This is a genomic window from Segatella bryantii (assembly GCF_022024215.1).
GTDB classification, from domain to species: domain Bacteria; phylum Bacteroidota; class Bacteroidia; order Bacteroidales; family Bacteroidaceae; genus Prevotella; species Prevotella bryantii.
Genome location: NZ_CP091797.1, coordinates 376,518 through 390,644 on the forward strand (window position 1 = coordinate 376,518; position 14,127 = coordinate 390,644).

Here is a 14,127-nt window from a genome sequence, read left to right on the forward strand (position 1 = left end):
ATTAGAATTGTATGGCGAATGATACACTATATGAGCGGTAAGGTGGATATGAGCGTTTGTCATCGATACCAAGTGTATTGTTTACGGCAAATGAGTTAATCATTGGAGTAAGCCCGCTATAGCTGCTTATTGTACCCAAGTTATTAATGCTAAGGGCAACACGAAGGCTGCTGATAAAGCGGTTTTGGTTAACAGGTACATTCCAGCCGATAGTGAGATGTTCAAAGTTAAGATAGTCGCCACTTTCGAGCCAATAGTCAGTAGCTGTCTGGTCTTGTATACGATAAAGCGGAGCATCGTGCATCACATTATAGTCTGGGAATGAAGACATATTCATATAAGTTAAACTCGTACCATTATAGATTTTATGTCCGAAGGCTCCATTCATTTGTAAAGCGATATCCCATTGCTTATATCTGAAGCTAATATTGCTACCCAGCGTCCATTTCGGTGTAGCCTGCCCGGCAATGTATCGGTCTTCGCCATCACTGATGTCTACTTTGTCATCATGGTTCAAATCAGCTATCTTATAGCTGGTGGTACCATCGGCATTGGTTTGTAAACCTTCACAGTGGGGCAGATAGAATACTCCTAGTGGTTGACCAACTATCTGGTATACGATATTGTTATTGCCTCCATGGAATCCTGCACCATTCAGTTGACCGATACTCGTACGATCGGGCGCCGTGAAGTAGTTACCATCGTAATCGCCACTGAGCGATAACAGTTTATTCTTCTGCCACGCCATATTTACGTTGATATTGAGTTCCATATCCTTCTTGTGTATCGGAGTATAACCGATACCAAATTCCAAACCTTGGTTACTCATGGTACCCAGATTGGCGAGCATTTTATTAAAAGGATATGGTGGTACTGGCACATCGTAAAGATAAAGCATATCCCAAGTCTTACTGTAGTAATATTCAGCTTTGAGTACCAGCTTATTATTCCACAGTGCCATGTCTGCACCTATATTAAAAGTACCACGACTTTCCCATTTCAGGTTAGGGTTGGCATTATTAGTAATATTATAGGTGGTAACCATACTTCCTTTCCACGGAATCAGGCCAGACGGATTAAGCAGAGAGAGAGAATTATAAGCCTCAACACCACCGAGATTACCCGATATACCATAACCGGCCCTTACATCGAGTTGGGATAGCCAGTCGATATGCTTCATGAAGTTTTCCTGCTTCATATTCCAGACTAGCGATACAGAAGGGAATACGGCCCACTTATTTCCATCGGCAAAGAGACTTGAACCATCGGCACGCGCATTGACCGATAGGGTATAGCGATCCATTAGGCGATAGTCTACCTGTCCCAGAAATGACATCAGACTCGTGTTTATATAGTCGGCAGTGGTTCCTCCGAACGGCATAAGATAACCTGCTTGCAGATCGTAAAAGCTAACTACGTTATTGGCGAATCCTTTGACCAGTGTACCAAATCCATTGGTATTGCTGCTTTGATATTCAGCCATGGCTTTGGCTTCGAGATGATGCTTGCCCCAGGTATGTTGATAGTCAAGCATGACATGACCCAACCAGTCTTCCCGTTTGCTTTCGTAGCGTGAGGCTTGTCCTTGAGCCCATACCCATGTCGGTTTAAAGTTATCGTTCTCGTCAGAGGTATACGAATAAGAACCGAAAAGGGTAGCGGTGAGGCTCGGTGTAAGTTGGAAAGTGAACTTCATATGGGTATTGAAGTTCATGATCTTGTCTTTGTTTTCTCGGTAGAGGGTTGCCAGTGGATTATTGATCTGTGAAGCATTGGTGTTGCGATCCCATCCACCTGATGCGTTCATGGCAGCAGGATAGGTAGGATTTTGTGCGGCAGCAGAGTAAAAGAGTTTCTGTATATCGTCTATCTCATTATTCTTTTGTGTACTGCCTGTTACCCCCAAATCGATAGTAAGCAAATCGTCGAACGCTTTCTGTTTTACATCTATTTTAGCTACAAAGTTCTTGTAACCATTATTCTTAATGACGGTATTTTCCTGCATTAAGGCCAGTGAGGCACGATAATTTTGAGTATCGCTACCTCCACTGAAGGCGATATGATGGTTTTGTACGAAACCGGTACGTGTCAGAACATCGCTGAAGTTGGTATTATATCCTCCGTCTACATAATCCTTACCAAGTGCTTGTGCTGTGGCCACATACGACGAGGCATCGAGCATGTTGATATTATCGCTGACCGATTCAATACCGATATTACCATCATATGAGATATGAAACTGCTTACTCTGTCCCTTCTTGGTAGTCACCACGATGACACCTGAAGCACCACGTGCTCCATATGGAGCTGTCTCTGCCGCATTCTTGAGAATACTGAAGCTCTCTATATCTGCAGGATAGAGTATATTGAGTGCTGAGATATCGCTATATACGCCATCGATGATGATCAGTGGGGCATTGCCACCAGTCAGGGATGTGGTACCACGTACTCGCACACTGTTTAGAATGGCCATACGGTCGGCACCCGTCTGCACATTAAGTCCGGCAGCCTGACCGCTGATGGCTTGTAAGGTATTGGTTACCAAACCTTTATTCATGCGTTTTTCGTCAATAACATCTACCGAACCAATCTGATGTTTTGGAGCGACACTGTCTATGGGCATAATCTTTTTATATTGAGCTTTTGCAGGCATAGCTAAAGCTGTAAGCGCCAAGACGAGAAGCGATGTTTGAGTATAGCGAATGTGCTTCATATCTTTATTTTTGGTTGAATGTTTTGGTTATATGCTACAAATATAATAAAAATATCGTATTATTTTTATATCATGTCTTCTAAAAAAAACGAACTTTGCATCATAGCGTTCTCTGTGAGAACTATATATTATCCAGTTGGGTGCTATAATAATGTTTCGAGCATCGCTTCAGCTCGCTCCATATCTGCAGCGAAAGTGGCATGTGAGAGCAGGAAGTCGCGATTACCTTGACTCAGTTTTGCATAAAGTTCAGGATTCATCTGTTCAACAAAACTGCTGATAGCGTATTCGATTTCATCCTTTTGAGTTTCACTGTTAGAGTGAGCATACACTCTATATTTCTGGTGAATGAAGCAGTATGCAGCTTCTATTCCGTCTTTACTTATCATATTTTTTCAATTTAGAAAGCAAAGTTACTAAAAGTTGCCAAAAAAGCAGTACAATTGATTAGCGAATTTGAGCAATCCCATTTTTCATTAGTATAAACAACTGATGTTTATCGTTGTAAAACAGTTTTATATGATTTGAACAGGTAAATGCATATTCCACCTCTTTACTGTCTTTTTTCATTTTAGGCAATGGAGATTTGTCAAAGATGGAAGTTGTCGTTTTTACACAAATCGTACGTAATCCTAAATTGTTGGCAGTTTCATTGATGCCTAACATAGAAACGTGACAGCCACCTTCATATTGTCATATACCATCGTATGAGGGACACCGTGCACATCGTGGAAGAAATTGCGGTGAGACTCCATAAAGGCAAGATTATCCTGATAACGGAAAAGGTATGCCCATCGCCCCTCGCTGTGACACAGAGCAAACACGGCCATAGTAAACGTAACAGGCTTGCTTCCTATGCGTAGTTTAACCTCTCCCCAGTCAAATTCGCACTCCTGTCCTGGCTCGTAGTACTGTTTGACAAATACATCCTTGGGTTTCTTTGACTTCTCCGTCTTGCGCCGTTGGATGTACTTGCAAACGCTGGAGTAGCTGATGTTGAATCCCTTCTCTATCAAGACACGATGTATGTCCTGTTTTTTCAGGCATTGCTTACGCATGCCTGTCTGCCGGCGCTTTGCATTTTCCTGAAGCCAGTATTCTATCTCGGCACATACAGGCTCAGTCATGCGGGTACACTCCACATTGCGTGCAGGATACTTAGGCTTACTGGCAAGACAGATGTCTAACCCCTCTTCAGGATTCTCCCTGATAGATGCTTCATAATCACGGATGTAGCGTGTTACGGTCTTTCTGTTAAGACCAACTCTACGGGAAATCTCCCGTAAGCTCAAACCATCAACACGATGGTAATGAAGGATTTGTTCTTTCTGATCCATCTCAATCATTTTTAAACTCTCTGTACGTTAAACAGCACTCATGCGAGCTATTATTTTATAACGTAAACTCTGATTGGATGGTATACTTTTCGATTATTATGGTGGTATACTTTTCAATTACTATTTACATATAACATGGAATAGTGAAACGTTCCCTCTGTACCAAAGATGTAATGAGACCTCGCTAGACCTCATACAGTTGCAAAGGTAGTTATTTCTATTGAAATAAACCTTGTATTTGAACAGTTTTGTTGCATAGATTATATGGTTTTGTGCAAATGATGGTGAAAAAAGGAATGAAAAATGTCATTTTGTAAGCAACTATGGAATGTTTTTCGTAATTTTGCGCTATTATATTGTAACAAAAAAAGATTGATATGATGAAGAATCTATTAAAAACAGTCATGGTGATTGTGGCAATTTCATTTTGCTCATGTGGAAGTGGTGAGGATAAGTATGCCATAGAAGATGCTTTGCAGAAGGAATGGGATATTAGTAATTCAAACAGTGCTGTTGGTGCAGTGGATTGTAATGTATTCAGTGTTAAGGTTGATAAGGTCGAAGGAAACACTGTGTATGTTTCCTATAGTCTGAAATCTCAATATGCCTCTGGTGATAAGAAGATTGTTAAGTTGAAAGATGCCAAACTAACAAAAGATAGTAACGGTAATTATAAGGTCGAATCTACTGGGTACTGATATGAATAAGATTTTATATACCTCTATCGGCATATTCATTCTGCTAATTGTTGGTTGCAAGAACACTAACAAGGCAAACGCCTATGTTGAGGAACAAGCCAAGAAAGATTCCGTAGCATTAGCTCTAAAAAATGATTCTACTGATAGGGAACGTAAATTCGCAGCTAAAGGAGATACTGTATTTGGAAGAGTATGTTATGGCATGAATAAGGTACAGTCACAAAAAGCTGCAAAAGAGTTTTGTGAAGCATTAAAAAGTAGAAGCGGCTACGGATTCATTTTTGATACTTATGAATTTTTTCCTATAGATTACTTTGAAGATATAGAAGAGTTTTCTGCCTATGACCTCAAACATTCTTCAAATAATAATAGATTATATAAGGGAAAACTCTATTCTGTAGAATGGAAATCTTTCCGTAATTACGGAAAATCTGGCCAAGACATTGCTAATAGACTAAACCATTTAATTGAACTATTTGAAGTCAAGTATGGCAAGTGCAATGAAAAACCTCTTGACCTATGTAATTATTTCGGTCAATATATATCCAATAGGGAAGTTGAGGTTCATGGCTATGTGGCTAAATGGGAAACAACTCAAAGAAGGATAGTTATATATATTGATGAATTGATAGGCTCAGATAGAGGAAGTGAAAGCGCAAATGAGCCATATCAATATAAGGTTTCTGTTCACTTTGTTAATAAGGAAGTAGAAAAGGAGGTTGATGAATACAGTGAGAGGGCATATAAAGCTGATGAAGATGCTCAACGTCAAAAACAAATAGAAGATAGCATTAAAATGGTTAATTCTTTATAAGTTACAAACATTTTCATTCGAGTTTATGAAGAAATTATTAGCCTTGGTTAGTTTTGTTCTTTCTGTTGCCTCACTTGCGGCACAAAGTCACCACGATTATATGGATGACAGTGCTGTTGCTGGCGGTGCAGATAGAGCGCTGACTGCATTACAATATATCAACTACATTAACAATAAGCCCATAGGCAGGATTAAGTACGCACTAATTTAATTCCGCCAACGGGTAAGACTACATCTTTTGTTCTTGCCATAGCTTATGCTGTTTTATTTGTTAGTATAGTGGTCACGGTTTGCACCATTGACCGATTGTCGGGTGCAAAGTAAGTGTACTGAGTGCAGCCATGCAACTGATTGGGTGTAACGTGGCAATTTAGTTGTGGCTTGCTTATTTGCATAGTTGTGAGAACTTCAACGTATTTCTCAACTCTTCATTGTTCATGTATTCGTTGCAGTCGTGCAAGTTTTTCTTGTTGTTTTTGGCGTTGAAGTCGGCAACCCCCGGCAACATACTGCCACAAAAATTGAAAACGCTTGTTTTTAGATTGCCGTGCCTTATCTTTGCACTCACAAACGTGGAGCACAGCATATGCGTGGAGCTTTGCGCCAGGCTGCAACTGAGCCGAAGAACCCTGCAGGACTACCGAAACAACGGTGTCATCCCGTATATCCAGCTTGGCGGAAAGATACTCTACCGCGAGTCCGACATTCAGAAGATTCTGATGGCTAACTATCGTGAAGCGTACAGAATGAAAGGTGTGTAGGAGAATGTCCTTGATGAGTGTGTGAAATGAACAAGGCGACAACGTATAACTTACCGAGTGTGGCTGTTATAGGTTGTCGCCTCGTTTTATTGGCTATACCGAGTTGTTCGTGTTTGCCGGGTATCATTTGTGTTACCTGTATAAATCTAATACCATGCTAAAACACTGCGGTGGTTCGCCCAAGTGGCTGGAGGCGCAAAGCCTCCAAGGAATGTTGCGTTATGGCAGGCCTATGCCATTGCATTCTCTGTAAAGATACAGACCAGTTTAATGCGGCTTGTCTGTCTGCCGATGACGGACTGCATGATGAATTCCCGAAAGGCTCTGCTCTCAATGCTGTCAATACGGAAGGCTACCGCAATGACGAGTTCAAGGCTATACACATCATAGCTGATGCGCTCGTTCTTCCTGACATGACGACGCACACCCTGCTCTTTCAGAATGCCATCCTTGAATATAGCCTTGACAGCCTTGCGCACATAGCAGCCGAATACATTATACGTGTCGGCAATCTCATGCATGGTCATCCATACAGTATCGGTCGGCATGGATACCGTTCCGCTCTTTTTTAGGTAGAGCAACACCTTGAATTTTTCGATTTTCATAACGCTTACATTTTGAGTGTGCAAATATAATCATTTTGCAAGCGTTCCTTGATACGCAAAACATTGAGAATCAGCGCAATAAAATCCGTTGATGCACAAAGTTGCCTTTCCGCATTGTTACCTGCTTTGCATAGGTAACTGTGGCTCACGATTTAGTAACTGAACTACTTCAATATTCCTCACTCGCTTGCTTTATGCCGATTTGGCAACTTTGTGCAAATCTACTCATTCCTAACTGTTTACGTTCCAACCTCTCTTATTCTCCTTTGGCTGCTTTAGAGCTTTATGTTAATCGAAATATCCCTTTGTTTTTCTCCTCTTTTATAAACAGAATTGCTTGAATTCTCTCAAATCTGTCTTTAGTTACAACCTTTTTTGCTAACTTTGGAAGAATTCTCAGCTTTTCTTTGTATAAAGGCAGTTTGTGGGATTGAAGGAAAATGGGGTTACGAATTGGAGACCGTTCTCAATTCCACATTCTGCTATGAAATGCACTCAATGAACACCCGATGATGTGGCACCCGCCAGGAAAGTGCGTATTAGGCTACGTCCTATTACTGAAATAGTATGTGGCATAGGAATCTTACTCACCATCAAAAGGTAACTCACCTAAATACTTATCAAAGTCGCTTTGGAACAAACGATCTTGAACGATGCGATATTTCTCAAACTCAGTCTCAGCGTGTAGCACTGCCTCTTCATGGCTTACGCTACCTGCATTGTCAAGCAATGGGCGTTCGTCACTGCTCAGATAAGCATCTATACGCTTAGCCCAATATTCTCCATACGTTTCCTATCAAGCACATAGCCACGAATGGCGTAAACCTTTAAAACACTTGTTGCCCATTGACGAAATTGCGTGGCACGAACGCTGTTTACGCGATAACCCACAGCGATGATAGCATCGAGTGAATAAAACTGTGTCTGGTAGTTCTTACCATCAGAGGCAGTTATTTCCATTTTGGAAACAACTGAATCAGCCTTCAACTCTCCCGATTCAAAAATATTCTTCAAATGCTTACTGATAGCAGGAACATTGACATCAAACAACGTAGCCATCGCTTTTCACTACTTTCTGCTTGCAATGCAGCAATTAAGTTCCGTTGAAGGGTGTAGCCTAATACGCACTTTTCTGTGGAGTGCCACACAAAGATACTTGTCTGCTTTCTGATGAGCAAACTCGGCAGACATTAGGCTTTTGTTTCCCTGAATTGTTATTTCACAACAAGGAATTACCTAACTCCTTCACCAATCCTCCCCAATTTGCTTTTAGTCCAAATTTGAACTTCCCCGTTCTTCCCCGTATTGCCTTTATTATAGGCCGAATTGCGTTAATGTTCCAAAATCCGTCTTTAGTTACAACCTTTTTTGCTAACTTTGCCGAGCAATTTTTTTTCATGTTATGGAGAAGATAAAGAAAATCGTTCTTACTGGAGGTCCATGTGCTGGTAAGACTACAGCATTGGTTAAAGTTATTGAGCACTTTTCTAATTTAGGCTGGAAGGTGTTTACTATACCCGAAGTGCCTACTATTTTTACCCAGAGTGGTATGGATTACCTTACTACCAACAAGGAGTTCTTCTATGAGGGTGAGAAGGCTACTATGGAGATGCAGTTGTCTCTTGAAGATAAGTTTATGAAAATGGCTGAGGCTTATGGTGATAAGAGTATTATTATCTGTGACCGTGGTGCACTCGATATTTCGGCTTATATGGATCCACGCCTTTGGGCACAACTTATGGACGATTTAGGTACGACAACAGCTCAACTTCGTGATGAGCGCTATGATGCGGTACTCCACTTGGTTAGTGCTGCTGATGGTGCAGAACAGTATTATACGACAGCCAACAACTCTTCTCGTGTAGAGAAAAATGATGAAGCTGGTTTGGCTATCGCTCGTATGCTTGACAAAAAAGTGATTACTGCGTGGAGTTCACATCCACATCATCGCGTGATTAATAATCACGATGATTTCGATACTAAGTTACGTCGTGTTATCAAGGAGATTTCAGGTGTGCTCGGTTTGCCACAACCTATCGAGGAAGAGCGTAAATATATCGTGGAACTTACAGGTGAAATGCCAGAGAGTATCGATAGCGAAATCGTACAAACCTATCTTGTAACTGAGCCAGGCAGTGAGGTACGTATGCGTAAACGTAGCTGGCAGGGTGGCAAAGTCGTGAATGTACTTACCACGAAGAAAAAAATATCTGCTACTTCGCAGATCGAAACGGAGCGACAAATTGGTAATAATCTTTATGAGAGTTTGTTGCAACAGGCTGATCCTTATCGTCAGACGATTCATAAGATGCGTAGTAGCTTTGTATGGAAAGGACAATACTTTGAACTCGACCGATTCGTTGCTCCTGTAAATAATCTGATGATACTCGAAACCAAGGGTGTCGCTGCACAGGAGTGCGTTAATTTCCCTCCATTTATCAAAGTAGTGAAGGATATTACAGGCGATACGCAGTATTATAATTATAATATCGCTTTGAAGTAATATACCAGAAGAATTGATGTGTGTTATTGATACATATCATGTATACCGGTAGAAAAACTATATTATGATGTAAGCCTTCGGCTGCATCGTATAAAATATGTACCTTTGTTTTGTGTTTACAGTTTTGCTTTAGCATTCTAAAGCATTACTGTAGACCATGATTGATTTTAGAATAACATAAATTAAGGTATAATGATTATTACAATAGCACGACAGTGTGGATGTGGAGCTCTCCATGTGGGGGAAATATTAGCTCAACATTATAATATTCCTTTATATACGCGTGAATCGCTCAAGGAAATGGCAAGGCAGAAGGGGGTCCTTTCAGAGATGGATGACTTCTTTGATGAGCGACCGGTAGACGATTTGATGTTTGCCATTTCTTATGATTATGCTGATGCTGCAGGTAAAGTTCATCAGAAAGCCATTCATATGTTGGCTGATCTTATAGGACAGCAAGACTGTATTATTATCGGCCGATGCGGTAACTATATTTTCCGTGATCGTGAGGATTTAGTGTCAGTCTTCTTGAAAGGTGATGAGACTACACGTATCAAAAATACGATGATAGAAGAAAACATGAGTGCCGAAGAAGCTATGGAGTTTAATCATCTCATGGACGAGCGTCGAGTATTTTATCATCGTTATTATACCGGTTTGATTTGGGGCGATGCCAAGGACTATGATTTGTGTATAGACAGTTGTCGTCTTTCGGCGGAAGATGCAGCTCAGATTATCGAGAGTTATATTGCAAGTGTGCATTTACAGTTGAAGTAATATGAAATTTTTAATTCAGTTTTTGATTATCGTTACCTTTGCCTTTGTCGGTGAAGTACTCCATGATATTATCCCATTACCTATTCCTGCCAGTATTTATGGTATAATCTTGCTTTTTGTCTTCCTTCAGAAGAAATGGATTAAGGTGAAAGATATTCGGGAAACAAGCATATTTCTTATTGCGATAATGCCGGTTATGTTTATTCCTGCTGCTGCCGGATTAATTAATTCGTGGGCGGTTATCCGTCCTTCTCTAGTACAGTATATCTTTATTACTTTCTTTACCACTTTCTTGGTTATGGGGGCTGCAGGTATTTCCACCCAGTATGTCATAAGAAGAGGTAAGGCGAAAAATAATCAAGTCAAGCAGGTGGTAACTAAGGGAAAGGAGAGTGCTGAATGAATACGATAGTAGCGCTGGCTTCAGTGTCAGCATTAAAGGCAATGTTAGAACAGTCTGTTTTTTTAGGTGTTTTTTTAAGTTTAGGTTCGTACGGGTTAGGTATGTGGCTCAAGCGCAAAACTGGTTGGGCTTTGATGAATCCGTTACTGATTGCTGTCGTACTGGTAGTAGCTTTTTTGGCCATCAGTGGTGTGAGCTATACTTCCTATAGTAATGGAGCTCGTATTCTGGATTATCTGCTTACGCCGGCTACAATCTGCCTGGCTGTACCTTTGTATCAGCAGATAGAACTATTAAAGAAGAATTATAAAGCTGTGGTGGCAGGACTTGTTTCGGGTGTGCTTACTTCCCTGATATCTGTATTCCTTCTTGCTTTACTCTTCCAGTTCGACCATGCTTCTTATGTTACATTCCTACCGAAGTCTATTACTACTGCGATAGGTATGGGTATCAGTGACGAGCTTGGTGGTTACGTATCTATTACCGTAGTGGTTATCCTGCTTACAGGTGTGTTTGGCAACATTTTTGCCGATAAAATATTGAAACTCTTTCATGTAGAAGAACCTATTGCCAAGGGTATTGCCATAGGTTCAGCTGCTCACGCTATGGGTACTGCCCGTGCGATGGAAATGGGACAGATAGAAGGTGCTATGAGCGGTCTGTCTATCGTCGTTTCGGGTATTCTCACGGTGATCGGTGCCAGTGTTTTTGCTTGGTTTATTTAAATAAAATCGTTATCTTTGCGTCCGATAACATGCAATTTTTAAAAAAGGAAGTTGATATAACAGCAATATGAAGTATCAGATAAGTGTTGCAGAAATGCAAGATACGGAAACATTGGTACAGTTTCAGTTGGCTATGGCGCAAGAGAGTGAGGGTACCCAGTTAGATTATGTTACCGTACGCGAGGGAGTGAAAAATGCCATTGAGGATGAAAGTAAGGCAATCTATCTTATTGCTCGTAATGAAGATAACGAGGCGATAGGTTCGTTAATGCTTACTACCGAGTGGAGCGATTGGAATAATACTCGATATTACTGGATACAGTCGGTATACGTGCATCCTGAATTCAGACGTCAAGGTGTGTTTCGTGAACTTTTTGAGTTTGCGCGTGTTATAGCTGAGAATGATAATGCTGGTGCCCTTAGACTTTATGTAGATAAGGAAAACATCGTGGCACAGAAGGTTTATCAGAGTCTGGGTATGCACGACAGTCACTATCTGATGTACGAACTATAATGTGATAGGAAACAACGATGATATAGAAAAAGTCCTGTTAGTATTTCTTAGGGAAGAACTAACAGGACTTTTTTCTTGTGTATGCTTCAGAGATTTTCTATCTTTCTAATATACTTGCATATCTCAAAATATTGGTCTCTTCAATACACTCATATCTTCATGACTTTTAGTACTCTATAGATACCATCTCACCGGCAGGAATATCGATAACATCGCGACCTGGCAGATGCAGATGTCCTAAACCTTCTGTCGATTTGATGATGATACGATTCTCATCCATGCGAAGCACGATAGCACCGTTAGGCGTAGGTACGCTTCCTTCTATCCACTTCAATCCACCTAATGAAGGACGAACATCATACTCCTCATATCCCGGTTTGGTAGGTTCTACACCCATGAAGTAACGACCTAAGAGATAGATAGGACTGGCACCCCAAGCATGACAAAGACTCTTGCCGTATGGACGACCATACATAGAGAGATGATTTTCAGCGTTCGGGTCATAAGCCTCCCAGAATGTAGTAGCACCATTACGAATCATACCACCCCAATAGTCTTTCATCTGGCGGAGTACGTCAGCCTGTTCGCCCATCTTACACATGGCTTCCATTTCGTAGAAACGCATGTAAGGCGTGGTAATCGGCATGATCGCATCATTATGAAGAACATGCTCCATTACCTCTTTCTTCTGCTGTTCATCGAGATAGTCGAAGAAAATAGCAAACATATTGGCATAGCGAGTGATAGCAGCATCGGTCGATGGCATGCGACAGTCTGATGGTACACTGTGTACCAGTGCATGACGTGTTGCATCCCAGAAAGTTGGCAATAACTGTTTGCGCAGATGATTAGCCAAACGTTCAAATCGCAGATGATCATCGCCTTCGCCTGCTATTTCAGCACAAAGGGCCATGGTCTCCAGGCTCTTACAGAGCAATATCTGCTCAAAAGAGAGTTCGCCCTGCTTAGACATCGGTTTTGGACTCCAGTCTACGAATACCCAGTCACCACTTTGACCTTCAACCATTCCATTACTATTGGTTCGGCCGAGAACATACTCCATCAGCGTCTGCATACGTGGGTATATCTGGGTTACAAAGTGAGCATCGCCTGTATAGAGATAGTAATCGTAAATACCCATAAACCAATAGAACGTATAGTCCATAATGGTGTTGATATGAGCGGTTACAGGGTCTTTGCCACGTAATTGCCAGGTGGTACGCTTTACGCATTCACTGTTGAAGAAGAGGTAATAGTTCATCAGATAACTCTGATAAGCATCACCGCTCCATGTCCAGCGATCACGCTTGATACCATCGATAAAGAATTCGCGTGTGGTGAGATGTAGGGTATAGATACCGATGTTCCACATCTGGTTTACTTCCTCATCATTGCACTTAAACGATCCACGGATATCAACCGGTAGGTATTCGTATTCCATACTTATACGGTCTACCGTTACGGTATCATCACATTCGATATAGACATAGCGGAAGGCTTTGTTATTCGGTGTGATACCATCGGTAAAAGGTGTATTCGATTGGAGATCGACCATCGTACCGTCTTGCTTTACCTCAAACTGGTCGAGGGTTTCGCAGAAGTCCTTATCTTGAGCCTCTTCAGCACTCTCTCCGTAGTATACATAAATAATACCTGTGCCCTTGACACCATCAAAATGCAGATAACCAAAGGTCTCTTTGCCGAAGTCATAGAGTCTGCCGTTAGACTTAGGCTCCATGGCTACCGGTTCCTGGTGTTGACGTGTAAGTTTAAACTGCGAAGGCAACTCGTCTATCGTGTTGAAATTCCAGTAACCAGCGTCCATGTAGACACTGGCACTGGTATCACTTGCCTTGCCCGAATCGTCTATCCATTCTTTATCCTCATTGGTCACCTTCCAGGTGCCATCGGTATGGACAGTCTCTCCCTCGACAAAGAGGGCAGGCGGAGTGAGTTGATTCCACACTTTAATATTGAGTTTGTGCTCACCAGCAGGAAGCACCAAACGGGAAGGCATGCCAAAAAGCATCTTCCCGTCGATTTTAATATTATATTTACCTTCAGCTGCAAGAGTTACAGTTTCTTCTTTTGCAAGAGAAAGGGTCGTGCTAAACTCTACCGTGACATAGTGACTATCCTGTTTCCAAAAAGGTGGAAAGAATGCACCACGGTCTGTACGGCGATTATTGACTTTGTTACCTAACCAAATCTCGTAATCGCCAGGATACCATATCCATGTCGCTGTAGAGTTGGCACTGTTTTGTTGATTTGTCATAT

At 41.5% G+C, this 14,127-nt stretch carries 14 protein-coding genes and 2 pseudogenes; 9 read left to right on the plus strand and 7 right to left on the minus strand.

Annotation, left to right across the window (positions count from 1 at the left end; translation table 11 throughout):
• Window position 1: 1 nt before the first annotated feature.
• The 3 genes from L6471_RS01330 to L6471_RS01340 form a co-directional block, all read right to left on the minus strand.
• Window positions 2-2,713 (minus strand): SusC/RagA family TonB-linked outer membrane protein, encoded by a 2,712-nt coding sequence (locus tag L6471_RS01330; protein ID WP_404830153.1) that lies wholly within the window; start codon window positions 2,711-2,713, stop codon window positions 2-4.
• 143 nt (window positions 2,714-2,856) lie between these two features.
• Window positions 2,857-3,102: a hypothetical protein gene (locus tag L6471_RS01335; protein WP_006282164.1), complete on the minus strand. Its 246-nt coding sequence runs from the start codon at window positions 3,100-3,102 to the stop codon at window positions 2,857-2,859.
• 270 nt (window positions 3,103-3,372) lie between these two features.
• The gene (locus L6471_RS01340; RefSeq protein WP_237797075.1) at window positions 3,373-4,050 is read right to left on the minus strand and encodes a helix-turn-helix domain-containing protein; all 678 of its coding nucleotides are present in this window, start codon (window positions 4,048-4,050) and stop codon (window positions 3,373-3,375) included.
• A 377-nt stretch (window positions 4,051-4,427) separates the two neighbouring features.
• Here L6471_RS01340 and L6471_RS01345 point away from each other — a divergent pair, with 377 nt between their 5' ends.
• The 4 genes and pseudogenes from L6471_RS01345 to L6471_RS01360 all read left to right on the plus strand — a co-directional run.
• Window positions 4,428-4,748 carry a hypothetical protein gene (locus tag L6471_RS01345; RefSeq protein ID WP_237797076.1) on the plus strand — a complete coding sequence of 107 codons (321 nt, stop codon included), beginning with the start codon at window positions 4,428-4,430 and terminating at the stop codon, window positions 4,746-4,748.
• A 1-nt stretch (window position 4,749) separates the two neighbouring features.
• Window positions 4,750-5,562 carry a hypothetical protein gene (locus L6471_RS01350; protein ID WP_237797077.1) on the plus strand — a complete coding sequence of 271 codons (813 nt, stop codon included), beginning with the start codon at window positions 4,750-4,752 and terminating at the stop codon, window positions 5,560-5,562.
• A 25-nt stretch (window positions 5,563-5,587) separates the two neighbouring features.
• The gene (locus L6471_RS01355; protein WP_237797078.1) at window positions 5,588-5,773 is read left to right on the plus strand and encodes a hypothetical protein; all 186 of its coding nucleotides are present in this window, start codon (window positions 5,588-5,590) and stop codon (window positions 5,771-5,773) included.
• A 382-nt stretch (window positions 5,774-6,155) separates the two neighbouring features.
• A pseudogene (locus L6471_RS01360) lies at window positions 6,156-6,323 on the plus strand (helix-turn-helix domain-containing protein); the annotation flags it as partial.
• 230 nt (window positions 6,324-6,553) lie between these two features.
• Here the strand turns inward: L6471_RS01360 and L6471_RS01365 are convergent.
• From L6471_RS01365 to L6471_RS14215, 3 genes and pseudogenes are all read right to left on the minus strand, one after another.
• On the minus strand, window positions 6,554-6,928 hold the full coding sequence (locus tag L6471_RS01365; RefSeq protein WP_237797079.1) for a hypothetical protein: 375 nt from the start codon (window positions 6,926-6,928) through the stop codon (window positions 6,554-6,556).
• A 583-nt stretch (window positions 6,929-7,511) separates the two neighbouring features.
• Window positions 7,512-7,658 (minus strand): hypothetical protein, encoded by a 147-nt coding sequence (locus tag L6471_RS14210; protein ID WP_404830154.1) that lies wholly within the window; start codon window positions 7,656-7,658, stop codon window positions 7,512-7,514.
• Window positions 7,659-7,705: 47 nt separating this feature from the next.
• A pseudogene (locus L6471_RS14215) lies at window positions 7,706-7,993 on the minus strand (virulence RhuM family protein); the annotation flags it as partial.
• A gap of 337 nt (window positions 7,994-8,330) precedes the next feature.
• On the opposite strand from L6471_RS14215, the gene L6471_RS01375 reads away from it, so the two are divergent.
• The 5 genes from L6471_RS01375 to L6471_RS01395 all read left to right on the plus strand — a co-directional run bounded on the left by L6471_RS01375 (window position 8,331) and on the right by L6471_RS01395 (window position 11,850).
• Entirely contained in the window at window positions 8,331-9,431 is a 1,101-nt protein-coding gene (locus L6471_RS01375) for an AAA family ATPase (protein WP_074549914.1), read from the plus strand.
• A gap of 192 nt (window positions 9,432-9,623) precedes the next feature.
• The gene (locus L6471_RS01380) at window positions 9,624-10,208 is read left to right on the plus strand and encodes a cytidylate kinase-like family protein (RefSeq protein WP_006282166.1); all 585 of its coding nucleotides are present in this window, start codon (window positions 9,624-9,626) and stop codon (window positions 10,206-10,208) included.
• A gap of 1 nt (window position 10,209) precedes the next feature.
• On the plus strand, window positions 10,210-10,611 hold the full coding sequence (locus L6471_RS01385; protein ID WP_006282167.1) for a CidA/LrgA family protein: 402 nt from the start codon (window positions 10,210-10,212) through the stop codon (window positions 10,609-10,611).
• Window positions 10,608-11,336, plus strand: a complete 729-nt coding sequence (locus tag L6471_RS01390) for an LrgB family protein (protein ID WP_006282168.1) — start codon at window positions 10,608-10,610, stop codon at window positions 11,334-11,336. Before L6471_RS01385 ends, L6471_RS01390 begins: the two co-directional genes overlap by 4 nt.
• Before the next feature lie 67 nt (window positions 11,337-11,403).
• The gene (locus L6471_RS01395) at window positions 11,404-11,850 is read left to right on the plus strand and encodes a GNAT family N-acetyltransferase (RefSeq protein ID WP_237797080.1); all 447 of its coding nucleotides are present in this window, start codon (window positions 11,404-11,406) and stop codon (window positions 11,848-11,850) included.
• A 166-nt stretch (window positions 11,851-12,016) separates the two neighbouring features.
• Here the strand turns inward: L6471_RS01395 and L6471_RS01400 are convergent, their stop codons facing one another.
• Complete coding sequence (locus L6471_RS01400; RefSeq protein ID WP_237797081.1) at window positions 12,017-14,125, minus strand: alpha-L-rhamnosidase-related protein; 2,109 nt, start codon at window positions 14,123-14,125, stop codon at window positions 12,017-12,019.
• Window positions 14,126-14,127: the final 2 nt, after the last annotated feature.

Bases quoted from the DNA above. Each gene is read 5' to 3' on its own strand.
- L6471_RS01345 (WP_237797076.1), top strand. From the start codon at position 4,428: ATGATGAAGAATCTATTAAAAACAGTCATGGTGATTGTGGCAATTTCA.
- L6471_RS01385 (WP_006282167.1), top strand. From the start codon at position 10,210: ATGAAATTTTTAATTCAGTTTTTGATTATCGTTACCTTTGCCTTTGTC.
- L6471_RS01350 (WP_237797077.1), top strand. From the start codon at position 4,750: ATGAATAAGATTTTATATACCTCTATCGGCATATTCATTCTGCTAATT.
- L6471_RS01355 (WP_237797078.1), top strand. From the start codon at position 5,588: ATGAAGAAATTATTAGCCTTGGTTAGTTTTGTTCTTTCTGTTGCCTCA.
- L6471_RS01365 (WP_237797079.1), bottom strand. From the start codon at position 6,928: ATGAAAATCGAAAAATTCAAGGTGTTGCTCTACCTAAAAAAGAGCGGA.
- L6471_RS01395 (WP_237797080.1), top strand. From the start codon at position 11,404: ATGAAGTATCAGATAAGTGTTGCAGAAATGCAAGATACGGAAACATTG.
- L6471_RS01340 (WP_237797075.1), bottom strand. From the start codon at position 4,050: ATGGATCAGAAAGAACAAATCCTTCATTACCATCGTGTTGATGGTTTG.
- L6471_RS01380 (WP_006282166.1), top strand. From the start codon at position 9,624: ATGATTATTACAATAGCACGACAGTGTGGATGTGGAGCTCTCCATGTG.
- L6471_RS01375 (WP_074549914.1), top strand. From the start codon at position 8,331: ATGGAGAAGATAAAGAAAATCGTTCTTACTGGAGGTCCATGTGCTGGT.
- L6471_RS01390 (WP_006282168.1), top strand. From the start codon at position 10,608: ATGAATACGATAGTAGCGCTGGCTTCAGTGTCAGCATTAAAGGCAATG.
- L6471_RS01335 (WP_006282164.1), bottom strand. From the start codon at position 3,102: ATGATAAGTAAAGACGGAATAGAAGCTGCATACTGCTTCATTCACCAG.
- L6471_RS01400 (WP_237797081.1), bottom strand. From the start codon at position 14,125: ATGACAAATCAACAAAACAGTGCCAACTCTACAGCGACATGGATATGG.
- L6471_RS01330 (WP_404830153.1), bottom strand. From the start codon at position 2,713: ATGAAGCACATTCGCTATACTCAAACATCGCTTCTCGTCTTGGCGCTT.